The organism is Paenibacillus sp. JJ1683 (assembly GCF_053006485.1).
On the sequence record NZ_CM129820.1, the window covers coordinates 4,100,768 to 4,126,145 of the forward strand.

18 protein-coding genes are annotated in these 25,378 nt (G+C 40.3%); 5 read left to right on the forward strand and 13 right to left on the reverse strand.

The features are described 5' to 3' along the window. Positions 1-240: 240 nt before the first annotated feature. Positions 241-1,293 carry a 2,3-butanediol dehydrogenase gene (locus ACUC6J_RS17590; protein ID WP_016821825.1) on the forward strand — a complete coding sequence of 351 codons (1,053 nt, stop codon included), beginning with the start codon at positions 241-243 and terminating at the stop codon, positions 1,291-1,293. Between the two features lie 169 nt (positions 1,294-1,462). On the opposite strand, the gene ACUC6J_RS17595 is transcribed toward ACUC6J_RS17590, so the two are convergent. Next, positions 1,463-3,457 carry an AraC family transcriptional regulator gene (locus ACUC6J_RS17595; protein WP_080690745.1) on the reverse strand — a complete coding sequence of 665 codons (1,995 nt, stop codon included), beginning with the start codon at positions 3,455-3,457 and terminating at the stop codon, positions 1,463-1,465. Between the two features lie 333 nt (positions 3,458-3,790). Between ACUC6J_RS17595 and ACUC6J_RS17600 the strand changes: the two genes are divergently transcribed. After that, positions 3,791-5,134 carry an amino acid permease gene (locus tag ACUC6J_RS17600; protein WP_016821827.1) on the forward strand — a complete coding sequence of 448 codons (1,344 nt, stop codon included), beginning with the start codon at positions 3,791-3,793 and terminating at the stop codon, positions 5,132-5,134. A 7-nt stretch (positions 5,135-5,141) separates the two neighbouring features. Beyond that, positions 5,142-6,311 (forward strand): VanZ family protein, encoded by a 1,170-nt coding sequence (locus tag ACUC6J_RS17605; protein WP_025365525.1) that lies wholly within the window; start codon positions 5,142-5,144, stop codon positions 6,309-6,311. Positions 6,312-6,440: 129 nt separating this feature from the next. On the opposite strand, the gene ACUC6J_RS17610 is transcribed toward ACUC6J_RS17605, so the two are convergent. From ACUC6J_RS17610 to ACUC6J_RS17640, 7 genes are all read right to left on the reverse strand, one after another. After that, entirely contained in the window at positions 6,441-7,094 is a 654-nt protein-coding gene (locus tag ACUC6J_RS17610; protein WP_016821829.1) for a nitroreductase family protein, read from the reverse strand. A 50-nt stretch (positions 7,095-7,144) separates the two neighbouring features. After that, the gene (locus tag ACUC6J_RS17615) at positions 7,145-7,537 is read right to left on the reverse strand and encodes a MarR family winged helix-turn-helix transcriptional regulator (RefSeq protein ID WP_026065410.1); all 393 of its coding nucleotides are present in this window, start codon (positions 7,535-7,537) and stop codon (positions 7,145-7,147) included. A 283-nt stretch (positions 7,538-7,820) separates the two neighbouring features. Next, positions 7,821-9,197 (reverse strand): NADP-specific glutamate dehydrogenase, encoded by a 1,377-nt coding sequence (gene gdhA / locus ACUC6J_RS17620; protein ID WP_019688217.1) that lies wholly within the window; start codon positions 9,195-9,197, stop codon positions 7,821-7,823. A 418-nt stretch (positions 9,198-9,615) separates the two neighbouring features. Further along, positions 9,616-11,007: a threonine synthase gene (thrC, locus tag ACUC6J_RS17625; RefSeq protein ID WP_447249202.1), complete on the reverse strand. Its 1,392-nt coding sequence runs from the start codon at positions 11,005-11,007 to the stop codon at positions 9,616-9,618. Positions 11,008-11,222: 215 nt separating this feature from the next. Then, positions 11,223-12,566 carry a TldD/PmbA family protein gene (locus ACUC6J_RS17630; protein WP_025365528.1) on the reverse strand — a complete coding sequence of 448 codons (1,344 nt, stop codon included), beginning with the start codon at positions 12,564-12,566 and terminating at the stop codon, positions 11,223-11,225. A gap of 3 nt (positions 12,567-12,569) precedes the next feature. Continuing rightward, complete coding sequence (locus ACUC6J_RS17635; protein ID WP_025365529.1) at positions 12,570-13,964, reverse strand: TldD/PmbA family protein; 1,395 nt, start codon at positions 13,962-13,964, stop codon at positions 12,570-12,572. Between the two features lie 420 nt (positions 13,965-14,384). Next, on the reverse strand, positions 14,385-14,510 hold the full coding sequence (locus ACUC6J_RS17640; protein WP_447249203.1) for a hypothetical protein: 126 nt from the start codon (positions 14,508-14,510) through the stop codon (positions 14,385-14,387). Positions 14,511-14,758: 248 nt separating this feature from the next. Here ACUC6J_RS17640 and ACUC6J_RS17645 point away from each other — a divergent pair, with 248 nt between their 5' ends. Then, complete coding sequence (locus ACUC6J_RS17645; protein WP_019688222.1) at positions 14,759-14,986, forward strand: helix-turn-helix domain-containing protein; 228 nt, start codon at positions 14,759-14,761, stop codon at positions 14,984-14,986. A gap of 292 nt (positions 14,987-15,278) precedes the next feature. Here ACUC6J_RS17645 and ACUC6J_RS17650 read toward each other — a convergent pair whose 3' ends face one another. The 5 genes from ACUC6J_RS17650 to ACUC6J_RS17670 form a co-directional block, all read right to left on the reverse strand. After that, positions 15,279-16,301: a reverse transcriptase family protein gene (locus ACUC6J_RS17650; RefSeq protein WP_025365531.1), complete on the reverse strand. Its 1,023-nt coding sequence runs from the start codon at positions 16,299-16,301 to the stop codon at positions 15,279-15,281. 253 nt (positions 16,302-16,554) lie between these two features. Next, entirely contained in the window at positions 16,555-18,633 is a 2,079-nt protein-coding gene (locus ACUC6J_RS17655; protein ID WP_447249204.1) for a retron Eco8 family effector endonuclease, read from the reverse strand. A gap of 161 nt (positions 18,634-18,794) precedes the next feature. Next, positions 18,795-20,765: a UvrD-helicase domain-containing protein gene (locus ACUC6J_RS17660; RefSeq protein WP_019688225.1), complete on the reverse strand. Its 1,971-nt coding sequence runs from the start codon at positions 20,763-20,765 to the stop codon at positions 18,795-18,797. A gap of 5 nt (positions 20,766-20,770) precedes the next feature. Then, a complete protein-coding gene (locus ACUC6J_RS17665; RefSeq protein WP_019688226.1) occupies positions 20,771-22,618 on the reverse strand; it encodes an ATP-dependent nuclease in 1,848 nt (615 codons plus the stop codon). 635 nt (positions 22,619-23,253) lie between these two features. Beyond that, on the reverse strand, positions 23,254-24,303 hold the full coding sequence (locus ACUC6J_RS17670; protein ID WP_025365534.1) for a helix-turn-helix domain-containing protein: 1,050 nt from the start codon (positions 24,301-24,303) through the stop codon (positions 23,254-23,256). Positions 24,304-24,574: 271 nt separating this feature from the next. Here ACUC6J_RS17670 and ACUC6J_RS17675 point away from each other — a divergent pair, with 271 nt between their 5' ends. Then, positions 24,575-25,300 carry a hypothetical protein gene (locus ACUC6J_RS17675; protein ID WP_019688228.1) on the forward strand — a complete coding sequence of 242 codons (726 nt, stop codon included), beginning with the start codon at positions 24,575-24,577 and terminating at the stop codon, positions 25,298-25,300. Positions 25,301-25,378: the final 78 nt, after the last annotated feature.

Consider the following 25,378-nt stretch of genomic DNA (forward strand, 5'->3'; position numbering starts at 1 on the left):
TTTTCTTCTAGTCTCTTCCTCGCCTGAATAATTCGTAAAAACTCTTTTGTACAGAGCAGTAAGTCAAATATAGCGCCATAGTCACAAGTGATTATATTCACAAAAAAATCAAGTGCTTTTTGCATTAATTTGGTTTGACAATGTGTAAAAATTGTGACATATTATTTTTCGGAAACGTTTCCTTATTCATTCACTTTTATAGCAGCAATGATCATATATTCATCAAGGAGATGACAAGACATGCAAGCATTGAGATGGCATGGAGTAAAAGATTTACGTTTGGAAAACATTGAGCAACCCGCTGCTCTTCCGGGGAAAGTAAAAATTAAAGTAGAATGGTGTGGCATTTGCGGAAGTGATCTTCACGAATATGTAGCAGGACCGATCTTCATTCCTGAAAACGCTCAGCATCCACTGACTGGCGAAAAAGCTCCGATTGTGATGGGACATGAATTTTCTGGACAAGTCGTTGAAATCGGTGAAGGTGTAACCAAGATTCAGGTTGGCGACCGTGTAGTCGTAGAACCGGTTTTTGCATGTGGAGAATGTGATGCATGTAGACAAGGCAAATATAACCTTTGCGATAAAATGGGCTTCCTCGGTTTGGCAGGCGGCGGCGGTGGATTTTCTGAATATGTCGCAGCTGACGAGCACATGGTTCACAAAATTCCAGAAAGCGTATCCTTCGAGCAAGGCGCTTTGGTAGAGCCTTCGGCCGTTGCTTTGTACGCTGTACGTCAAAGCCAACTGAAAGTCGGCGACAAAGCTGTCGTGTTTGGCGCTGGTCCTATCGGATTGCTGGTTATTGAAGCGTTGAAAGCTTCGGGCGCATCTGAGATTTATGCAGTAGAGCTTTCCGAGGAGCGTAAAGCTAAAGCTGAAGAGCTGGGTGCTATTGTGCTTGATCCTAAAACTTATGATGTTGTGGAAGAACTGCACAAACGGACCAACGGTGGCGTAGATGTAGCCTATGAAGTCACTGGAGTACCTCCTGTGCTGACTCAAGCGATTGAATCCACTAAAATTAGCGGACAAATCATGATCGTCAGCATTTTTGAAAAAGAAGCTCCAATCAAACCGAACAATATCGTTATGAAGGAACGCAATCTGACTGGTATTATCGGCTACCGTGATGTATTCCCGGCTGTCATCAGCTTGATGGAAAAAGGGTATTTCCCTGCTGACAAGCTTGTGACCAAACGTATTAAGCTCGAAGAAGTAATCGAGCAAGGTTTTGAAGGTCTCCTGAAAGAAAAAAATCAGGTTAAAATCCTGGTATCTCCGAAAGCCTAATATCGAAAAAAACAGATGTCTGCCCTGTGCAGGCATCTTTTATTATAAAACCAGGTTGCACGGCAAGCGTCCATGTAAATGAAAAGACAAAACAGCGCTCTCCTACTATGGTCTCTGCCGTGAAGTAAGAATAGCGCTGTTTTATTATAATCTAGATGATTGAGTTACATTATTTCATTACATTTTTCAGAACATCATCAATCATTTGACTGTTTGCGATTGTACCTGTATACAGCCAGCTGGAATCCTTGCCAAAGTCGTATACATGGCCTTCTTTGACTGCCGGAATTCCTGCCCAGACTGGATCTTTAATAATCTCATCCTTGCTCACATTTTTGCTGTTCACGATAAAGATATAATCAGCGTTCAGCTCAGCCAATTTTTCCAGGGATAAATTGCTCCAGTTCGCCTTGGCCGTTTTGGAAATTTCCTGTACGACCTGTGGAATCTTGAATCCCAAATCCTTGTACAATACATCACCGCTGGATAAATTCTGGTTCACCACATATACGTTTTTATCCGTTACCCACAATGCCGCAGCCGTTTTTTGTCCTACCGTCTGACTGAGCTTGGCTTTCGCCTCTGCTGCTTTTTTGTCGTAATTGCTTAATGCCTGCTTCGCTTCACTGCTCTTATTCAGCACCTCACCCACGGTCAGCAGCTCTTGGCGCCAATCATTATTCATATTACTGCCCACAACGTAGGTTGGAGCAATTTTGGAGTATTGATCATATTTGTCGCCTTCCACCATGCTCGCACTGTCCATAATGATCAAGTCAGGCTTGAAGTTCAGAACCGCCTCGAACGGAAGATCTGAAGCGATGGCAGGAACATCTTTCAGTTCTTTTTGCAGGTAAGCTTGAACTGAATTTTTACCCACCGACCATTGGGCTACCGGTTTAACACCCAACGCCACCAGATGATCCTCCAGATAAGAAGCGAGCACACGCTGAGGCTGAGCCGGAACCTTCACCTCATGCCCAAGTGCATCCTTCAGCAACCTTTCCTGTGATGCTGGTTCTGCTGATGTATTATTGTTCCCTTGCGAAGCGCCATCGGTTGCCGCAGGACTGGATGCGCCTGAGCACGCGCTCAGCAGCAGGGTAAAACTAAGCAATACAATAAATGCCATGGAATGCTTTGTGTTTCTATTCATTTGTAAAATCCCTTCGTCATGGTTTTGATAATGATTATTATCCTCAATACCAGTATGCAGGGCACCACCTGTTGAATCAATGGAACATTCAGACAGGCTTGATGGATTATCCAGACGCATATCACTAACAAAAGCAGATGAATATAAGCTGTCCCGATAATGAACCGGGGATACGCCAGTATATTTTTTGAATGCCCGGCTAAAGAAATAGACATCTGAATACCCCACACTCACAGCAATATCCTGCAAAGTGGCATCCGTCTTCCGTAAAAGCTCCTTCGCCTTGTCCATCCGTAATTGAATCAAGTACGTAATCGGGCTACTATCCGTTTGTTTTTTAAATAACCGGGTCAGGTGTCGCGGACTACATTCCAATAATCCGGCCAAACGTTCCAGCGTGATGGACTCCGCATAATGAGCCTGCATAAATCGAATTGCCTGTGCCACCACGTCTCGCGTAGAAGTCCGAGTCTGCGATTCCTGCAATTGGCGCATACACTCATATGCAAAATCATAGAATCGACCCTGCGCCTGAACTTTGGATAACGCCTCTTGATCTTGCCAGGCGTCGGCCAGTAGTTGCAGCTTTTGATATAGTATAGCCGGATAGGGCGGTATGAAACCATAAACTGATGAAGGTTGGTGATACACTGTGTGTCCTGATAAAGAAGTCGCTTTATATAGTACAAGAATATATTCGATCCCGCATGATGAAGGCTTTACATTCAAGTCAAAACCTTTGCTGCCATGCAGTACATATCCTGAATGGGATGCATCCTTCCAATCATCATCCAAATGCACGCTACCCTGTAGCATAAACACAAAAGCATGCGCTGGGAGACGATATAATTGAACCAGCTCTTCCGCTTCCAGTCGAATGTGCCGGACATCCATGACACGGATCGACGAATGAAGCCATACGGACAGCAGCTTGTTCAGCTCATCAGCTTCATGCCCCTTGCTCATCCCGGAATGAGAACCTGTCTGCTTTTGCCGATCCTGCTTCACGTATCAAAGCCTCCACTTCATAAATTCATACTTGTTTCCAAACCAACCTCATTATATATCATCCTTTACTTTGGCTACCATGAAACAATTATTCCCGCGCGAAACAAGGTGAATATAACATAAAGACAGAATGATATCGATATTACAACAAATCGTCAACAATATCATTCTGCCTCTGTTTCTACATTTTTTCCTCTATCTATTTTAATCTCCCTACCAGATCCTATTTCTTTCATTTCCTAATTGGATATTTTCATGTAGTATAAGTCTAATTGAAGTAACCCTGCTTGGGCTATGCTGAAGCTGTACACTATGATGAAGGAGGATTTCATATTGAAATCAAATGAAGCAACTTTACACAAAAAGCTTCGACCACGGCATATTACCTTTATGGCTATGGGTGGAGTCATCGGGACGGGTATTTTTAAGGGTAGCACCGAAACGATTAGCTTGGCAGGACCTGGAGTTATTTTATCCTATGTCTTCGCAGGACTGCTGCTCTTGGTCGTTATGGGTGCGATTGCCGAGATGGCTACCGTCTACCCCAACATGAATATGAAGGATTTTATTCGCAAAGCTTTTGGAGAACGACTTTCTTTTATTATCGGCTGGTTGTATTGCTTCATGTGGCTGGCTGTCTGTGTCATTGAGGTCATTGCCGCGGGAAGCTTCCTGCAATATTGGCTGCCAGATGTCCCTCTATGGCTCCTCAGTTTAGCGAGTGCGGCTTTCATTATTGTCGTCAACATGCTGAGTGTCGGCGGTTTAGGGGAGCTGGAGTTTTGGCTGGCAGGCATTAAAATTGCCATGATTATTATCTTCATTGCCTTGGGTGGCTGTATACTGTTTGGGATTATCCCCACTGAAACTCCACCTTATTTAAGCAACTACGCTCAGCACGGCGGGTTTTTCCCCAATGGCTGGCTGGCAATCTTTTCGGCATTGCTGGTCGTTACCTTTTCTTACGGAGGGTCTGAGCTGATCGGATTGACGTTGACGGAGACTGAAAATCCAGAAAAGGTACTGCCTAAAGTGGTTAAAAGCTTTATTCTTCGCGTTGTTTTGTTCTATACGCTGCCTATTCTCATTATTTGTGGCTTGATTCCCTGGAACCAACTGGATGCAAGTACCAGCCCGTTTGTACAGGTATTGTCTTCTGTAGGGCTTCAAGGCTCAGCTCATGTCATGAACTTTATTCTGATCACTGCTGTACTGTCAGCCGCCAATTCGGGAATTTACGGGGCTACACGCATGCTCCATTCGCTGGCGATTAATGGAGAAGGTCCCAAGTCACTCGCTCGCCTGTCTTCAAATGGAGTTCCGGTGAACAGTCTCAAACTGTGCGCGGTCATCCTGATTGTTGGCTCCATGGTCGCATACGTCGCTCAGGACGGGCTGTTCCGTATTTTGATGGCTGTACCTGGCTTTGTCGTGCTGCTCGTCTGGAGCTGCATCTGCCTGTCCCAATTGAAACTGCGCAAATCTTATCCAGTGGAGCCTACCTTCAAGATATGGGGATTCCCTTATGTGACGGCGGTTACGGTCGGATGCCTATGGGTCATTGCCTTCCTGTTCTTGATTGACCCGCAAAATCGGATTAGCATCAGCGTATGCGTGGCTTTCATGGCATTTTTGGTCATCTGGTCTTTGGTGAAGTTCCGGAGAAAGCAGGCTTAAACAGCTCATGATTCAATCTTATCTGTTTCCCGTTTCATATGCTTTTCTGGCCTTCCCTGTTGCTGCGTTATTGTTTACACTTCCGTTCCTTATCGTGCAATATCGCAGACATGGCTATATTCACAAGGCTAGAGCGTGGCTGCTTTACTTGATGCTTTTATACTTGATGAACGCCTTCTTTTTAGTCATACTACCGCTTCCGGCATCGCGTCATAATGCAGCTTTGGCCGGGGGAGCTTTGCAGTGGATGCCCTTGCAGTTCGTGCAAGACATCATAAGAGAAACATCCGTTTCACCTGCTCATCCTTCCAGTTATTTGCATCTGCTGAAGGAGCGTGCTTTTCTGCAAGTGGTTTTTAACGTAATGATGACCATGCCTTTCGGTATGTTCTTACGTTATTACTTCCGTGCACGATGGGGCTGGTGTCTGATTCTGTCCTTCATCCTGTCTCTCTTCTTTGAGGTGACACAGCTGACAGGATTGTACGGATTTTTTGACCATGCGTATCGTGTATTTGACGTGGACGATCTGATGGCCAATACTTTGGGCGGTATGCTGGGCTTTCTGCTCGGCGAATGGTTTTCACGCTTTCTTCCCCGCTTGGAGCATCTGGACAAGCATGTGGACATTACAACCAAACGGGTGTCCTATACGAGACGAGGAGTAGCCTTCTTAGTGGATTCTATCCTTTGGACAGGGTTACTCGGCATGATGGAGTCCCTGCATGTATCTGCTGCTTTCTGGATTTCCAGCGGGATATACTTTATGGTGGTTCCTTACCTGACGAATGGACGGACTCCAGGGAAATGGCTGGTACGTATTCATCTTACAGGGAGAGGAAAACGAGTTTCCCTGTGGGAGCTCATCAAGCGGTACAGTCTCTTGTACTGGTTGTATTTTGGACTGAATTACGTACTGGGTGGACCTGTGCTGCGGTCTCAAGTGTCCCCTTGGGTAAGTGTGCTGATCGGTCTTGTGCTATTGGTGTTGAACGGATGGTTCTTTCTCCATCTGGTCATACGCCTGTTCAAGAAAGCACCGTTATTTTATGAGGAGCTTAGCCATACTTCTCACCAGATTATATGGCCCAAGCGCGATCATCCACCTCAGAATGACACTGCTGACTATGGACAGACGCCGGGAGCGAATATAGGTCAAGGATCACCCGAAGACTAAAGGACGTCATCAATTCCCGAATCAGCGTTACATCGAGCAAATAAAAACAGGCGGAGCAAAGGAATGTCCTTTGCTCCGCCTGTTTTTTATGTTGCGTATATTTTTTGGTGCGTATAGATATAACTTAACTTATTTCCACTGTGCAATTTGATCAATCGGCAAACGTGTGGACGGGTGCCCCTCGTTGATTCCTTTACCCATCGAAATGAGCATAACAGGAACATAACGATCTTTGTCCATACCAAAGGCCTCGGCAATTTGATCCTTTTCATAACCACCGATAGCGTTGGTATCGTAGCCATGAGCGCGTGCCACCAGCATAAGCTGCATAGATACCAAACCACCGTCGATCAGGACCGTTTCTCTGTTCACAACTGGATCAAGCGCAGCAAAATGGGCTGTTACTTTTTCCTGTTGCATTTCTTTAATGTCTTGTGGCATATAGCCCAGTTCTACAGCTTCTCCGAAGATTTGTTCGAAATTATCAAAGTTGTTCAGATCCCCAAACACAGCGATTACAGCAGAAGATGTCTCCACTTGACGTTGGTTGAAACGAGCCAATGGTGCCAGGGTTGCCTTACCTTCTGGGCTGTCAATCACAAGGAAACGCCAAGGTTGCAGATTAATGGATGATGGTGCACGTGTAGCTTCCGTCAAAATCTCAGTCATTTCCTCGCGGCTGATCTTCACGGACGGATCGTATACTTTTACCGAACGGCGTCCCAATGCGATTTCTTTAAAATCATTCGTTTTTACAATATTGGATGTATTCGTATTACTCATTCCAATCTCTCCTTTGTTCCTCTGTGGGTAAATGTAAAATTACAATGTTGTCAGTCCATACTGGATATATGACTATTCATCACTTGCAGCATATCAGCTAGCTGCTGCCGCTGGGTCTCGTCGAAGCTCTGTAGCAGCTGAGCTACAAACTGCGAGCGCTCCTGCTTAAAGATGACAATACGCGCACGCCCATAATCGGTCAGGCTTACCAAGGTAACCCTGTTGTCCTCTGGCTTCGTGCGTCGTGTGACCATTCCTGTCGCTTCCAGTTGCTTCAAATGACGCGTAACGGCTGCAGCGTCAATGCCAACCTCTTTTTGCAGCAGCGTTTGACTAATCTCCTCCACTTGATACAGCTTGCATAATAGCTGCAATCTGGATGCGCTGACTCCTGCACACCGCTCGAACTTGGAGCTAATCTGCTTGTTCAGTAGCAGCAGCATATCAAAAATATACTCAGCCTCGGATGGTGTCTGGGTGATATCAATCTCTCCTCCCTTTAGCATATCGCTGGGCCTCGTGATCCAACCTTTGATCCATCAATTATTGATCTATCAAGTAATATACATCCTCTTTAGCAATAAATCAAGTCCCTGAGAAAAATAAAGTGCCTCATGCCAAATAAAAGCTGAGCGACTCACACGGAGCCGCTCAGCTTCAATTTTGCTTTTATTAGCTAGGTTATTCAATCATTGTACAATGGAGAAAAGGAATTGTGACGTTGAGTTAGATAATTCCGTGAGACAGCATAGCATCAGCCACACGCACAAATCCGGCGATGTTCGCTCCGACCACCAGATTGCCTGGCACGCCGTATTCCTCAGCCGCCTTCACGCTGTTAGCATAGATATTTTTCATAATATCATGCAGCTTGGCATCCACTTCCTCAAAGGTCCATGACAGGCGCATGCTGTTCTGCGACATTTCGAGCGCCGAAACCGCTACTCCACCTGCATTGGCAGCTTTGGCTGGTCCAAACAGAACTCCGTTCTCCAAAAATACTTCAATCGCCTGTAGCGAGGACGGCATATTGGCACCTTCACCGATTGCTTTTACGCCATTGCTTACCAGCAACTGTGCTGCTTGCTCGTCGATTTCATTCTGTGTCGCACATGGCAGTGCGATGTCGCATGGGATTGACCAGATTCCAGAGCAGCCTTCTGTATAGATTGCGCCTGGACGCTCTTTCGTATACTCGCTAATCCGCAGACGATTCACTTCTTTAAGCTGCTTCACCAGCTTGAGATCAATACCGTCTGGATCATAGATATAACCATTCGAGTCACTACATGCCACGACTGTAGCACCGAGCTGCTGTGCTTTTTCAATCGCATAAATGGATACGTTCCCCGAGCCCGACACAACAACACGTTGTCCTTCAAAGGACAAACCTTGAGCTTGCAACATCTCGTTTACAAAATACACACAACCGTAGCCAGTTGCTTCCGTACGTGTGAGACTGCCTCCGTAATGAATCCCTTTACCCGTCAGGACGCCGCCTTCGTGTCCTCCGCGAATCCGCTTGTATTGCCCGAACATGTATCCGATCTCACGGCCGCCTACACCAATATCCCCTGCCGGAACGTCGGCATCTGGGCCGATATATTTATACAGCTCCGTCATAAAGCTTTGTGTAAAACGCATCACTTCGTTATCTGATTTACCTTTGGGGTCAAAATCCGAACCGCCTTTACCGCCACCGATAGGAAGACCCGTCAACGCATTTTTGAAAATTTGCTCAAAGCCCAAAAATTTGACGATACCCAGGTACACAGATGGATGGAAGCGAAGTCCACCTTTATAAGGACCAATCGCACTGTTAAACTGTACGCGGAAGCCACGGTTGACCTGTACATTGCCTGCATCGTCTACCCAAGGTACACGGAAGGTGATGACACGTTCTGGCTCCACCAGCCGTTCCAAAAGCCCCTGCTGCATATACTTAGGATGCTTAGCCAATACCGGAATTAGCGAATCCAAAATTTCTTTGACGGCCTGATGGAATTCATTCTCATGAGGATTGCGCGCGATAACCTTCTCAAAAACGGACTGCACATATTCGGCTGCTGCTTGTTGACTCTGCTCTGGACGGATCATGGTCATTATTTAATACACCCCTTTTATAATTAGCCCCTCTGTTAAATGACGGAATGACTTTTATTCTGCACCTTCGAGAGTGGAACTTTATGTATTCATAAAATTTAGTTAACTATACATGATTTTTTATATAAATACATCCAATTTCCCTATAAAAGATTTTTGTATCCTTCATTAAATAACTCTATGAACCTACCACTGCCTGTTATATTCCTAAAGCCAAATCCCTTGATTTACGGGCTTTTTTCACGATTTCTAAGGCTCTAACACCTTACTCTATGTGGCATTATAATGTGAACAAATTGAAACTAAAACATACATTATATCTGGAAAATATGGATATAAAAAAGGAGGCTAGCGCCCAGGACGCAGCCTCTTTCCCATCCGTAAGAATGTAACAACTCACCATTACGGAAATATTCTGTTACACATAAAAGGCTTCAAGCTGACACACAATTTCGGCCTCGTCATGGTCTACCACCTGCTGGTGTTGCGGCTTGGAGAACAATTGTTCAATTTGCGCCGGGAACTCTTGCTTAATGTCCACCAGACGGATCGCCTCATCGAATTTGGCCGGATGTGCTGTCGCAAAGGTCACACAGACTTCGTCCGCGCCATTATACGCCTCATACGCGGCAATACCGCAAGCCGTATGCGGATCAAGCAAATAATCGTATTCAGCTTTGTACTTTTTGATCAGCTCCAGACACTGCTCATTCGAAGCACCCAGCGCTTCAAAATCCTGCTGGACACGTTTCAAATCCTCTGCACCGATCACAATCCGTCCCTCGGTTTTGAGGTTATTCATGTATTCAGATACCTTGACTGCATCCTCTCCGAGGAAGTAGTACAGGTATCTTTCGAAATTACTTGCCACCTGAATGTCCATGGAAGGACTGTATGTGCTTTTGAAATCGCCCGGCTGGTATTCGCCTGTCTTCACGAAGCGCTCCAAAATATTATTTTCGTTCGTGGCAATGATCAGCTTATGGATAGGCAGACCCATTTTCTTCGCAAGAAAGCCGGAGAAAATATTGCCAAAGTTGCCGGATGGCACGCTGACATTGATTTTCTTCGTACCCGCAGACTCCTGCGCCCGGAAATAAGCATAGAAGTAATATACGGTCTGCGCCAAAATGCGCACAAAGTTAATCGAGTTAATCGCCCGCAGATGATGTTTGGCTTTGAAATCCAGATCGGCAAACAGGTCCTTAATTACTTTTTGACAATCGTCAAAGTTCCCTTTTACTGATAGATTCAGTACATTTTCATCGTCTACTGTCGTCATTTGCAGCTCTTGTACCTTGCTCACCTTTTGATGCGGATGCAAAATACAGATTTTGATGCCTTCCTTGCCACGCACGCCTTGAATCGCTGCTGCTCCCGTATCACCCGAGGTTGCACCCAAAATATGAATAATCTCATTCTGCTTTTTGGACACGTAGGAATAAAATTCACCCATAAATTGCAGCGCCACATCCTTGAACGCAAACGTAGGCCCATGGAACAGCTCCAAAATAGACAGGGAATCGTTGATCTTCTTCACTGGCGTAACTTCCGGATGACGGAAGCTTGCATAACTGCGCTCCACCAGCTGCTCCAAATCCTCACGAGGAATCTCATCATTGATATACAGCGCAAAAACTTCCAGCAGCAGCTCTCTGTAGCTCAATGTCGCCCATTGCTCCAGCGTAGCTGCCGACACGGTCGGAATCTGCTCTGGCACCATTAGTCCTCCATCGTCAGCTAACCCCATGAGCACAGTATCAATAAATCCCTTGGCTTCTACGCGACCTCTAGTGCTTATATATCTCATATACATCCCCCAATAAAAATTCAATTCGAACCTTTTTTCGAATATATTATTGTCTATAATACCCTGTCGCGGTGCTGTAACCAAGCCTTTTTTTCATATTTTAAAGACTTTCTCCTACTTTACCATACCCCGATGCATCAGGCATCTGTCATTGCTAGACAATCAGAACGTCAGGAACAGGTCGTAAGTCTGAAAAAAGAAGGCTGCTCCAGCCATTAGGAGCCTGAAATCGAAAGTGCAGCCAGCTTGAGCGAAGGAGATGTGCAGCTTCCTGTAAAGCGCAAATCGTTGCCAACTTCCTCTACCTGCTGCAGCACATCAAAGAAGTTACCCGATACAGTAATCTGATTGACCGCTCTGACCACCTGCCCCTGCTCAATCCAGTATCCCAGACAAGCCAGCGAAAAGTTACCAGACGCCGTATTTGTACCTGCATGCAGCCCTTGCAGCTCAACGATCATCAACCCGCGATCCGTCTTGCGAATCATGTCCTCCAATGTACACGTGCCTGGAGCCACGTACAGATTATGATACGACACTCCAATTTTACCGTTATAGCTGCCTTTGGAAGCATGAGAGGTACTCTGTACCCCAGCCTTGCGGGCCGTCTTGCGGTTATGGAAATACGTCCGCAGTTCGCCATCCTTAATGATCTCGTTGCGGCGTGTCGCACTGCCTTCCGCATCAAACGTGCTGCCTGCCGGAACGTTTTTCATTAGCGGATCATCAATCAGCGTGATATGTTCGCTTGCCACCTTTTGCCCCAGCTTCCCAGCCAAGCGTGAAAAGCCTTTATCCACCGATTCTGCTGAAAATACCGACGTATACGCAGCCAGCAATTGCGCTGCTGCATCATGACGGAAAATGACCGGATAGTTATCCGATTGGATCGTGTGCGCCCCCAGCTTGGAAACAGCCTCTTTCACAGCTTTATGCGCCACATCTACAATATCGATCTCTTCCACGCTCCGCAGCGAATAATCATGCCAGCCCCCGGTAACGGTTTCGCCATGGTCGGCTGCAATCACATACACATATGCGGTCGCCAGACTTTTGCGACGATGACAGTTCAGTCCTTTAGTATTCACAATCAGGACCTCATTTTCACGAATGCTGACCGAGCAATGCCGAGCCATCACAATCCGTGGGTCTGCGGCAAGCGCTGTACGCTCCATTTCCAGCGCCGCTTCGATCAGAATTTCAGGAACTGTGTCAGCCAACGCTACGGCATAGGCAGGCTGCTCAGGATAGCTCTCAGAGCCTGCAAACAGCTCATCCTGCTCCTCGCTCTCCAATATGTCCGCGTTACTGCGTGCTTCTTCCAATAAAAAGTCGATCACATCCGGTTCCAGCTTCTCCGTAGAGGCATAGCCCATTTTCCCGTTAATAACACCACGGAAGGAAAGTCCGCCATTCTCAACGATGGTATATTGGTCAATTTCTCCCTTCAGTACCTTTACCGAGGTAGAACGTCCATTTACATAGTAGATTTCCATATCCGCATAGCCCATTTCCCGACCTTTGGCAAACAACACTTCCTGAAATTGCTGAATATTCATCGCCTATTCCCCCTTTCGTCCACCGACGGTCATCTCGGATACGCGAATTGTCGGCTGTCCGCAGTTGACCGGAAGACTTCCGCTGACCGAGCCACACATCCCCTGACCATGATCCAGATTGTTGCCGACCATATCAATATTTTGCAAGGTTTCAATGCCTTTGCCGATCAACGTTGCGCCTTTGACCGGCTCGGCAATTTTACCGTTGCGAATCATGTACGCCTCTTCGACTGCAAAATTAAACTCGCTCGTCGAGGTGTTCACCGAACCACCGCCCAGCGATTTGGCATAGATCCCGTACTCCGTATTGGCAATGATCTCTTCACGGGTAGACTCGCCATTCGCAATGAACGTATTGTTCATACGGGATGCAGGCGCGAATTTATAGGACTGTCTTCGTCCTGATCCCGTCGTAGGTACACCCATCTGGCGCGAGCCCATGCGGTCGATCAGATATCCTTTTAAAATGCCGTTCTCGATCAATACGTTGCGCTGTGTCGGTGCACCTTCATCATCGATATTGAGCGAGCCCCACGCATTCGGAATCGTTCCATCGTCTATAGCTGTAACGAGCGGTGAAGCCACCTGCTGCCCGATCTTATTCGCAAACACGGAAGTTCCATGCGCCACCGCCGTAGATTCCAGCCCGTGTCCACACGCCTCGTGGAAAAGAACGCCACCAAAGCCATTCTCAATCACGACAGGCAGTCTGCCACTAGGCGCATATCCCGCTTTGACCATCGTGGACGCAATGCGAGCGGCGTGTCTGGCATTTTCTTCGATATTCAGGTTCTCCAGGAATTCAGTCCCTGCATACGCTCCCGGCCCACGGAACCCGGATTGTCTATGCTCCCCATCAGTCGCAATCGCGCTTATTCTCATGCGGGTATACGTACGGGTATCCTCCACCAGCAGTCCGTTGCTATTGGCGATTAAGACGTTCTGGACCGAGTTGCTAATCCCAACAGAGGTTTGCGTAATGGAAGGATCGTATTGGCTTGCCGCCTCATGCGCCCGTCTCATCATGTCGATCTTGGCGCGTTTCTGCGAACCGTCAGGGATGATCGCAATTGGATGTTGGTTAGGGATGACATGGGGATGAAGTGTAATCGTGTGTGTACCTGGTGCTCCACCGCCACGAATAGCCTTGGCAGCCGATTTGGCCAGTCTGATCAGGCTCTGTTCGCTCATATCACTGGTGTACGCATACACCGAAAAATGCTCCTTCATGATTCGAATGCCAATCCCAAAATCCCGGCCTGACAGCGCCGTATCCACGACTCCCCCAGTCATGCCCAGTTGTCCATTGGTACGGTCCTCGACGAACACCTCTGCAAAATCTCCGCCCGTCTCCAGCGCGGCTTGCAGCATATCCTGAATCTGTGTTGGATGTATCATCACGTTCCTCCTCATTTTTGCCATGTTTCATATTGTACGTCTAAGCGATCAAGATCATATGCAGGCTCATGTTTATTTCCCATAACTTTACTATACATGATGTTGGGAGTGGGTGTAACTATCTGGGCAGCGGTTTGTTTTTGGGGGGTGTGAGACTTATGCGCGGGGATGGAGGGATTGAAATGAGAAAACCCGATTAGACCGTGAAGGGTCATGTCGGGTTATTTGGGCGTTTTGATTACTGGGCGGAATGAGCAAGTACGTGCATGTAAGGCCGCTACGTGCACGGATCATTCTTCCGATCGCTGTTGCCCCCAGATTTTTTGATTATATTTTAACGGTAAAAATCCGGGGTCAAAGGCGAACGCTCTGCTTCTTCAGAACGATTCCGTCCCCTCCGCTGCTATGCTTGGGTTTGTTTCATTTTGTTTCAATCTCTAACTGATTAGTTAAAATACTTTTCTCTAAACGGATATAGTACAAAACATGGTTTAATTCAATCTCCGTTGAGTGTAAATAATAGGTTGCTTCCTTAACTGAATCCATGCTCAACGCTCCTGCTTTGGAGCGATAATGTTAAACGCATCTCCAAGTAATTTAATACAAGTTTGAATCCTCTCTGTGTATTGCTCTTCAAGTTCTACTAACTTTTCATACTCCGCTACCATGTCACTCTGAGAAGTCAAAATATTCCCCACCTTTTGGTACGTATATGAGTACCGGTTTTACAAAAATTATATGTTACGTTTATGCGTATCGTCAAGAAAAATTTGTAAAATAAGGTGGGGACCCTAATGGCAAAGAAAGTAGTTGTGAAAATAAACGAAATTACGAGAAAACACAATATCTCCTTGAGAGAACTATCACGTTTATCAGATGTTCGTCACGCCGCTCTCAGTGAACTTCAATCAGGTAAACGTGAGAGCATTAATTTTAATCATATCGAAAGAATAGCCGAAGCCATGAATATCGAAGATATTCGGGAGATTATTGATCTGGTTGAGATGGAAGAAAAGAAATAGTCATCATTTGCTGAAAGAAAGTTTTTGTGAAGCGAGACCATATAGAGGCCTAGCATCGATTGCTAGACCTTTAAACTTGATCATCAATTTGATTTGGAATAATAAGATCTCTCCCACGCAATGCATACCGAACAATATTTTCTGACCTATCGCTGACAGTGGAGAGATGGGGTCTTGTAAGATAAAAAAATGTGAGCAAAAACCGGGACAAGGCTCTTTTTGAATTTCTTGTTTCACTGTTGAGTGCGCCGTAGCATTCAAGAGCAAAAAAGTGTGACCACGAGGAAACCTATCAAATATTAGCAGCAGTCAGATCTAATATTTTCTCTATTTCGTTTATTTTATATAAAATTTTCTTGTCTGTTCTTGTTATAACCTCAGGAAGAACTCCTACGCTATCAAAAGGTAACAAACCAAGTAAAAAAGATCGATAACCTGCTAAAAAGTTATGAAGATTGGATATCTTGATCTTTATCTCAAGGTTCTTTTCGACCTCAGTTAGTAATTCTTCAAGAGTCTTGTTGGGAGAACATTGATAGTAATAAATGAGTGAAGAAATAATTGCTGTTTTTTTACGAGATAAACGAATGTTTTCACCCACTACAAAGCCATTTAAGGATATCTCAGACTTCGTTTTCCGAACCTTTTTAGGATTTAGTTGAAATCCTTGGCTCTTAAGAATTTTTGTAATTCCATTGATAAATACTCTCTTATGGATAAATAAATTATCAGATGAAAAGAGTAGATCATCAACATACCTAGTGTAATTTATACCAAACTTGCGGCAATATCTAGATATTCTGATGTCTAGGAATCTGAAATAAATATTGGAAAGGACAGGTGAAGTTACTGCACCTTGGGGTAGGAACTCATTAACAGTAACAACTTTAGTAATAAAATCTAAAATAGTTAAACTTTCATTAATACTAACATCATCAACGTAATATTTTAAAACCTCCCTTAATTCCTTTTCTTTGATAGAGTGAAAAAAATCTTTAATATCCAACTTCATATAGTAGCCGTGTTTTACATGTGGTTTAAGATAATCGTAATATGACTTCCCCTTAACATATCCGTATGCATAATTAGAAAGAGGAATGAAATCAAGAAAATTATTCTTCAGTTGTTTTTGAATCTTATATATCAAATGTTCATTATCTATACAATGAATAACTCTATCGGACTTATCCTTCTTTTTAATTATTTTCGTATAATATGCTGTAAGTAGTTGCTCTTCAGTTAGAAGGTCAACATAATGAGATACACTATCACGAAGAACCTTTTTCTCGAATTTACTTAAACTCTCAATACGCATTTAAATTCTCCTAAAAAAAGCAAGGGTAAGTACATCCCAGAACCTCGAAATTAATGCATAGGCCAATAAGCGTATACTAGCGCGACAATTAGCAGGCCTCAAACCATGGATTTTCCCTACACCCGTTACTAAGCACGTCACAAGAGATTTTTAGTTTCTTGTATAAGGGATAAAAAAACTGTCATCATGGCATCTGTAGTCAATAAATAACTACTTCAGATTTTACTACTTACCCTAGTACTTTAGAATTAGTTTATAACAATTTCTCCAGTTTCTCAATAACTTTTCCTAATTCGGGAAAGCTCGCTTGAAATAAGCTTCTATTTACAAATACATCCTCGGACTTTTCTATTTTTAATTTTCTATCGAAGAACCAATTAAGATAGTTAGTAACCCAACCGCTTGTCTTATCTCCAAAATCAAGTGTAGATTCTTTTAATTGCTTGCGTATCTCTTTTATAACTTTTAATTTTTTCACGAACTCTTGATTGTTGTTATTTCCTTCTTTCTCACTACTGAACCAATCTGTTTTCCCAAAAAAGACCAACCTAAGAAAGGTTGCTTTATGATCTTCCGTCTGTAAATCGGAGTACAGATTATCAAAATTCTCTTGGTTCCAATCATGCTCTTTAATCCATTGCAAGAAGAGGTGGTAGCTCCTCTTATTGATAATAGCACCTTCAATAGTTGTCTCTAATGGCATAAAGTTGTACTGATCATAATATTGCTGGATAAGTTCGATTAGTTCAGCTCGTTCCTCACTTTGTTCAATACAAAGTCCTGTGGAATCTACCTCAAATTTATTTGAGTTTAATCTTTGTGTTATCTCGCTTCTGACTCTAAATGTATCATTAAACTTCTTTGTATAGTGATATTTTTCACGTTTAATAATGTTTCTGTTTTTAATCACATTTAAATAAGCACTACCTGAAAGCATATATTTTTTCTTTTTAGGAGAGTAGTTCAATATCTTGTCCATATCAATCATAACTAAATAATTTATTTTAGTTTTTCTATCATTCGGATTAACTAATTTAAGTTTATCCTCCTTTCCATCAAAAGCATATATATCTATTTTATTCAATTTAGGATGCAGAATACGCAAATTGTTGTTTCTAAAAACCTCTAATTCTGTATCCCCTTCTACAAAGAAACAAACCTCTGAGAAGAATAAATTAGCTTCATTATCTGATATTAGTTTATGTTTTTTTTCCTTAAATCCATTTATTCTCGATACATAAGATTTATTAAAAAATTCTGTATTGGTTACGTGAAATATTTCGTAGTTCTCATGTTCAACGATTATGTTCTTTACAAAAGTCGGGGAGTGAGTGGCAAATATCCATTTAGTTGTTGAGAATCTCTCGTATTCTTTGATTTCTCTTGTAAATTGCTCTACTTTTTTTAAGTGAAGATGAAGTTCTGGCTCATCTATCATTATCAACGGGCTCGATAAATGTTTATTATTAAAAAGGCGTAAGATTAATTTCACATATAAGCTCATAAATGAATAAGAATTCATTCCATAAGAACCAATTTTTAAATTATGAGCTTCGTACTCAAAGCCATTACCCCCTAATTGAAGCTGTATAATCTGACTGATTTTTTCATATATATTTGACTGCTTAACTCGTATATTTGATTTTTCAATTTCTGAGATAATATCTTGAATCACTGTACTGTAATTATCTCGTCCCTCATCATCTAATTCAAAAATCCCTTCAATATTTCCTGTTATAGAGACTTTTTTTCTGAACGGAGCTATTTCTCCTATGAGCTTCCAGATGGATTCCCAATTATAAAGGTCAATATTTCTAGACTCTAAAAAAAAGACAGGGAACCTCACAGATATAAATGCTCGAAACTCATAGTCTTTTATATTCCAATTAATTGATTTATTTTGACGGTTGTATTTTAGAGTAAGCGTACACTTATCATTTTTAATATATTTATCAGCATATTTTTTTACTTTCTCTACTATATCATTCAAAGGATCCAAACCACTATGAAATTGACTGAAATTAATGTTTGAAAAAAAGTCATCTAAAAATCCATTATTGACATTGGTATTACCTTGTACTTTATCTAATAACCCTTTGAAATTATACTCTATAGAAATTTCAACTTCATCGTTGTAAGGGTTACTTTTACTAAACATTGAATCATCATAAAATTCCTTAGTTAGATTGATATAAAAAAAATGAATAATTTTCATAATATTTGATTTACCAACATTATTAATGCCTATAAAACAATTGATATTCATATTCAAGTTCAGTTCAAGAAACTCAATTGATTTGCAGTTTTTTATTGTTATTTTCTTAATAGACATCTTAACTACACCCTTTTTCTGATATCAAATGGGATGGGTTCTGATTTTAGTAAAGTCTAAAGTGATTTTTCATTCAAGCTTTTAGGCATAATCACAACTTCACCGACTTGATTTTCCATTTTTCCTCTCCGCTTGCTTCTGAGAACTTTATATTTTTTCGGCTATATTATTTCTTGGTAATGTATCCACCCTAAGTCATTTAACTTTACTTTGTTCTCCAAATAAATTTCTTCATTCAACACAATACACAGTAAATCAGTAGGTCTTGTCATAGCAACATACGCAACACGTATGTGTTTTTCAACGTGTTCCTCAATGGTGGAACTTTGTTCTCCAATCAAAAATTTAATAATACTTTCATTTGTTTTAGAAAAATAAAAAGTTTCCAAATATAAAGTGGCATTATGCGTTTGTCCTTTAACTCCATGAACACTGTCTAACTCAATTCTTAAGTCATCATATCTGTACATGTTCACTTTTTCTTCATTAACAGCTATTGTTGCAACCACAGGAGTTCCGTTCATAAATTCATCCTTATATATGTTAACTTTAAAACAGAATAGTCGATTCACAATAATGGCTAAAATGTAATTAAAACTAGCTAATATACATTTCCCTTTAGCTATTGCTAAAACTATTCTTGCAAAGTATCTATGCGTCGTTTTATATAATCTCTCATCGTTTTCACGTAAATATTTCAAAAATGATATTTTAGAGAAAAGCCTGCCTTCGTCAGTCCTAATATCATTTATTCGCAAGTACTTTAATATTGCTAAAATGAATCTATCATAATACGCCTTTATACCTTCTTTCTCAATTACCGCTTTGTCAAGCATAACTAAGTAACTCTTAAGATCAGAAAAATCTTTGTTTACATTACTCCTAATCTCTAATTTTTCGAATACTGGGAAATAACTCGTAATAGATAGCCCTTCATTTTTGTCCTTTACCATACCAACTGCTTTAAATATCGCATTATCCAGTTCATCCAGCTTATATTTGATAATCAACTTAGCAAAAGATTCAAGTACATGTGATACATCATTATCTTTATAACTGATAATCACTGGCGAAAGTAGGGTTCCTTTTTGCGATTCTCTGCCTAGCATTCCATAAGGTTTTAATGCTACAACATCTGCAACTTTTGCGATACTTTTACTCAGTCTATTACTGTTTTTTATGAATAAAGGATCTTTGGGTTCCCATGAACAGCCTTTATCATCGGATTCATAAATTGTTTGCTGCGGATCACCAAAACATTGGAAAATCATTTTTTCATTATCAAAAATTTTTTCTAAAACTTGCAACTGAAGTAGGCTAGTATCCTGCATTTCGTCTACAAATACAAACGAAAATCGCTCTGAAAAAATACTTTGTAGTTCTCTTGGAAAATCATTTACATACCTATGTGCGAGTCCTTGAAGTTCATTGTAGGAGCATATGCCTTCATTTTGAAGTTGATCAATTAATGTGATGTATTCTTTATAAGCATCCGAGTTTGGATTCTTTAAAACAGTAGTTTTTTTGTTAAAAGCGACTTTTTTTATCGTGTTATCGGTGTAATCCAATTCTAAGGATCGTAGTAAATCATCTTTTGCCTTTGCTATTTTAGAATTGTCTTTTGATTCTTTTATTTTTTTATTGAGTCTTCCATAGAGGAAACCATCTAGTTTACTTCCTGAGAATGGAGGATACAAGGACTTATATTTTTTTATTAATCGTAATTTATAATCTAAAGGTTCAAAAACTCTTGAAATTCTTCCAGAGTAGTAGTTAACAAACGCAGGATTAGCTAAAAACTTACTGATAAATGAATGTATTGTTCCAACAAAGTTTGGATAAGTGAGTAATTCATTGGCTTTATCACCTAGCCGTTCTTTAATTTCGTCAATCGCTACATTTGTATGAGTTAAAATACAAATTCCTTTATTATTTTTTAAAGGTATATGTCTTGCTAGAATTAATAACTTAGCGAGTAATACTGTAGTTTTTCCACTCCCTGGGCATGCAACTACATCTCTACTCTCCATGCACTTTATAACGTTAACTCTTGGGGCATCAAAACCATTTGGTATATTTAAAACTTTAGCTGCGTATTCAATATCTTCATCTGTTACGGTTACCATTTGCATTATCCTTAAGCTCCTGTCACATAATCTATAGCATCAACTAGGTACTTTAGATAACTGTCGCTTCTGATATCTTCTAATTCCTCCAATGTAAAGCTACGTTCATTCAAAATTTCAGAAAAGCATTGAGCAACAACCGCTTTTGAAATGTTTTTCTTCAATACTACATCTCTAACTATGTTTGAAGCTAGCATGAAGGGTTCATAGGTGCTCCATCCACTAATCTGTGTTTCAGCTTCTTTTAAATAATCACCGATTTCCTTATATGTCTTTGCCGCTCTCCCCTCTGTTAATTCCTTATCTTGATTAGCATAATCCCTTGCCATGAGAATTGAGGCGAACAGTTCTTTTTTTAAGCAACTACAAGCCAAATCGAATTCTAAAGTCCACTCATGAGATATATAAGCTTTTACATTTTGATCGCTATATTTGACTTTCTTTTCAGATTTTATTTTTTTGGGTTTTCTAGCTGGAAGCATAACAATACCACCAGACTCTTTATCGATCTTTGATACCGGCTCGTCACAATCGGTAACTATTGCAACAGGTAACTGCATAATAGGACCTAATTCTCTAATAAATATTTTTGAGTATCTCAACAATGCAGTACTCCCTACATTCACAATGGAAACTCCATTTTTAGCAAAAGATTTTCCTAATTTATCCGCTAATGTAGGAAGCAATAGGTTCTCTGCATCACCTTCGACAATCATAACTCCTTTAGCAAAGAAAAAGTTAGCTTTTGTGGAGTCTAGGAATCTTTCTAAAAATCTATAGTCTCCATTGTGTAGTTTAGTATTACCTTCAGCCAAAGAAAACGACTTGCCTTCAGCAAACAAAATTAAATTATTCAATTTGATAACTGAAGCTAATGTGACACTGTGAGTTGTTAATAGTATTTGCATCGGAGATGTGCTACTTTCACTTAATTCTTGAAGGTAATCTATCACTCTTATCTGAGCCTGTGGATGCAAGTGAGCTTCTATTTCCTCAATGAGTGCGAGGTTAATACCTTCAGTTTTTTCAATTTGTAAAAGTAATAACTCAGCCGCAATGTATAGTTGATTAAGGGATCCTAAACCTGATTTCGTAGTAACAAGCAAAAGATCAATTTTCTCTAAGATCATTTTTAGGTTAACTGCTGCAATTTCTATATTTGAACTCAACAAATTTTTGTTATCAGAGAACTTTGATAAGTAAAAATTGATTGATTTTAGAATCTTTTTTTCCTCACTAGTTAGCTCGTCATAATCAAAGTATCTCTTGATTTTTTGATTAGCCTCCTTAATGATTTCAACCAGTCTATGATCTTCCCCCGTAGAAAACTCGGGATGTGAATATAATATTTGAGATAACCGTGAGTTTCGTTTAGCAGCAAGTTCATTTTCTGCATCTCTCAATGGTTTAAGATAAATCGTTCTAAGTAAATCACGTGCTTTACTATGTAGTATTTGCCCTTCGCTATCACTTCCTGCATGCACATCGTCAATTAATATCTTTCCTTTAACATCCTTTTTGGCAGTTAGAAAAACACGAAGACTATATTGTTTATCTGAATCAATAGTAATCCACTCTAAAAAATCCTTTGCTTGGTTTACTGAAAACCCCTTAAAGATGCATTCGATTTTCAGTTCATTTGAATCAGCATGAAAATCATCTTTTTCTAGTCTAGAATATTCTCTGCTTTGTGTTAATAATACAAATTTGATTGCATCAATTACTGCCGATTTTCCTGCATCATTTTCACCAATGAGAACATTCAGACCTTTATTTAAAACGAGAACCAATCCGGGTTCACCGTTTGTTCCTTGACCAAACTTTCGAAAGTTTGTAATTCTAACTTCTAAAAGAAACATAGAAAAGCCACCCCTTTAGTAGATAGTCCACCCACTACATTAGCACTACTGTTTCGTCATTTTCCTTTTTTAAATAAAGTAGAAGACTAATAACCTATAGTGATAAGCAGACAGGAAAAAGAATTCTATATTATACCCCTGATACCTACTATGATAGGCAGTCTTCGCGAGAGACTGTAAAGCAAATACGATTTTCGTATCCAGCATTTTGTTTTTTTTATACTCTAATCTTAGAAGGCTCTTTTACGATCGAATATTAAAACGGATCATTGACCCTCCTATTCCATTATTCTGTCATCGTTTCCGTGTCTACATTGATCCGAATATCTCACTGAGAAATATCCCTTCAGCATAATACGTCCTTGCCACTGACCTTCACCCCATCGCAATATTCCAAATAATATAAAAGGACTATATGCCCATGACCAAAGAAACAACTAAGTCATATTCCTACTAAAACCTGCATAAATTTTCTTTATTTCTTACACTATAGCATATTGATGGAGATATATGGAACAAAAAGACCCTTTAGTAATACCAAGGGCCTAATATTGAATATCGCTTAGATAATATAACTTTTTAGGGAATTTCCTAATTAAATAAAATGAGGATAGCAAATCACCCTGAACAAAAAATCAAAAATTGGTTGTTTTTGTTATCTCCTTCGCTTCTCTAATATCCAACACATTCATAAGCCGTAATAGATATTGGCAATCAGGCGTAGTATGCCCACTCTCCCATTTTTGATATGTTCTTACTGCAGCCCCAATAGAGTCAGCTACTTGCTGTTGAGTTAATTTCTCTCTTTTTCTGATTGACTTTAAAGCTACATGATCAAATTCCATAAGCATTGGAGCAATATAAAGTTCATACCAAACGTCGCTACCATCATTGTCCCTTCCCCAACAATTTCTTCCCCAAATTGCGGTTTCATGATTAGCTTCGACATAAAGAGTCCCCTTTAACTTGTTGTCTACGTTTACCCATATCTTAGCTGCATTTTTAATTTTAACTCCAATCCATCTTAGGATAGGGTCACCCTTCTCATTACACGGAAATGTCCCTTCCATACTAAACCGATTCCCCGATCTGCTGATATAATCGCCGATATATTGCTCGTGAAGATCATAAATAATTGGACATAAGTTTGACTTTTCAAGCACATAGTTATAAGCCACAATTAAATGTTCTGGTGTTCGTTCCTGAATATTTAACTTTTCTGCAAGTTGTAGATAGTGAAACCAATTATATAGAAAATCTATTTGAGAGCAACGTCCTGTCTGCTTAATTGGATATTCGAAAATAGTTTCTATATCTATTTTGTAATAATAAAGGAACTTTTCAAGAGTTGAGTACAGTGTCTCTAAATCTTGTTCAAAATTGTTAAAATTCCTATTTTCTAATACACCATGTATATATTGTTGTAAATCTCCTATATTATGTGCACTTGTATCTGGCTCGTAAAAATAGATAGGAACTCGCTTAATAAAAGTATCTCTTGTTACTGGACGATATACAAATTGTCCATCTGTCTTATAAAAATGCTTTGCTGCATCCCCAATGTAAGGAAATACCTCTTGACCAATGACATCATGTCTAGAAATATAATCAGTTAGCCTATATCGCGCATCTTTATCTGTTATATATTTTTTCAAAATATCATATTCTTCCTCTTTTAACGTCATAAAAAATCCCACCCTCCTTTAGGTGAATTTTAACACGAACATTATGGGTAATTATAGATGTCACATCGTTCATGTTATATACGGATTAATAGCTTCACTTTATTGAAAAATATCTGACTAAATAAAATAAAAGACAATTTTACGAATAGTAGGACAGGTTTGTATTATAGACATGAAAAACTACAGAATTATCTTTAATATATTAAGTAAAGTAATATGTAATATTTCTCATTAAAAACCGATAATGTATATAAAATAAAGGAGACTTTTTATGAAAACTAGATTAGATTCCCATTTATTATTTAGAAAAACAATTTATGATGCTTGTTTCAAAGAACTTTCACCAGGGAAGAGTTTAATGGATAAGATATCAACAATGTTCGCAAAGGTTGCCGCTATAGCAATAATAATTGCAGTTATTTTTGAAACTTCATTTTTTTTCATTTATTCAAGCAATTTAAAATCTTATTCTTTTTGGTGTCTAATAGGGGCTTTATTTTCTTTGATCATATCTATTATCTTCATGATTAAATCTGTTACATCTTCACGTAACTACATTAAAACAAGATACCCTTTTTATATAAAACATATGGAGTACAAAAAATTAAGCTATGAAATTTCGGTACTAAAAGCTATAAGAATTAACAAACTCTCTTATTTAATTCACAAGAAAAAATTAAATAAGAATATTTTAGATACTTATATAGATTATTTCGATGAAAAAAGTGAATCTATCAAATCCAAGAACTGGTTGCCGATATCTTTCCTTGCAGTGTTTAGTTTACCTATTTGGAATGCTCTTATTAATAAGATTATCCCAAACATATTAAAACAAAAAGATTTAGTCCTTATCATTATATTTTTTGTAGCTCTACTATTATTCTTAGTTCTGATATTTGCGTTAAGAACAATATTAACATCTATTCTTTTTAAAAAAGCAGAGGAATATCGCCAACTAAATGAGTTACTGAGGATAATTAAAGAATCTATAGATTAAATTGTATTTTCTAATACACTATCCATAATTGTGTAAAGGTATTACTGAAAAAAGGCTTCTCTGTGCATTGAAAAGAAC

Bases quoted from the DNA above. Each gene is read 5' to 3' on its own strand.
- ACUC6J_RS17590 (WP_016821825.1), top strand. From the start codon at position 241: ATGCAAGCATTGAGATGGCATGGAGTAAAAGATTTACGTTTGGAAAAC.
- ACUC6J_RS17605 (WP_025365525.1), top strand. From the start codon at position 5,142: ATGATTCAATCTTATCTGTTTCCCGTTTCATATGCTTTTCTGGCCTTC.
- ACUC6J_RS17610 (WP_016821829.1), bottom strand. From the start codon at position 7,094: ATGAGTAATACGAATACATCCAATATTGTAAAAACGAATGATTTTAAA.
- ACUC6J_RS17615 (WP_026065410.1), bottom strand. From the start codon at position 7,537: ATGCTGCTGCTACTGAACAAGCAGATTAGCTCCAAGTTCGAGCGGTGT.
- gdhA (WP_019688217.1), bottom strand. From the start codon at position 9,197: ATGACCATGATCCGTCCAGAGCAGAGTCAACAAGCAGCAGCCGAATAT.
- thrC (WP_447249202.1), bottom strand. From the start codon at position 11,007: ATGAGATATATAAGCACTAGAGGTCGCGTAGAAGCCAAGGGATTTATT.
- ACUC6J_RS17630 (WP_025365528.1), bottom strand. From the start codon at position 12,566: ATGAATATTCAGCAATTTCAGGAAGTGTTGTTTGCCAAAGGTCGGGAA.
- ACUC6J_RS17635 (WP_025365529.1), bottom strand. From the start codon at position 13,964: ATGATACATCCAACACAGATTCAGGATATGCTGCAAGCCGCGCTGGAG.
- ACUC6J_RS17640 (WP_447249203.1), bottom strand. From the start codon at position 14,510: ATGGATTCAGTTAAGGAAGCAACCTATTATTTACACTCAACGGAGATT.
- ACUC6J_RS17645 (WP_019688222.1), top strand. From the start codon at position 14,759: ATGGCAAAGAAAGTAGTTGTGAAAATAAACGAAATTACGAGAAAACAC.
- ACUC6J_RS17650 (WP_025365531.1), bottom strand. From the start codon at position 16,301: ATGCGTATTGAGAGTTTAAGTAAATTCGAGAAAAAGGTTCTTCGTGAT.
- ACUC6J_RS17655 (WP_447249204.1), bottom strand. From the start codon at position 18,633: ATGTCTATTAAGAAAATAACAATAAAAAACTGCAAATCAATTGAGTTT.
- ACUC6J_RS17660 (WP_019688225.1), bottom strand. From the start codon at position 20,765: ATGCAAATGGTAACCGTAACAGATGAAGATATTGAATACGCAGCTAAA.
- ACUC6J_RS17665 (WP_019688226.1), bottom strand. From the start codon at position 22,618: ATGTTTCTTTTAGAAGTTAGAATTACAAACTTTCGAAAGTTTGGTCAA.
- ACUC6J_RS17670 (WP_025365534.1), bottom strand. From the start codon at position 24,303: ATGACGTTAAAAGAGGAAGAATATGATATTTTGAAAAAATATATAACA.
- ACUC6J_RS17675 (WP_019688228.1), top strand. From the start codon at position 24,575: ATGAAAACTAGATTAGATTCCCATTTATTATTTAGAAAAACAATTTAT.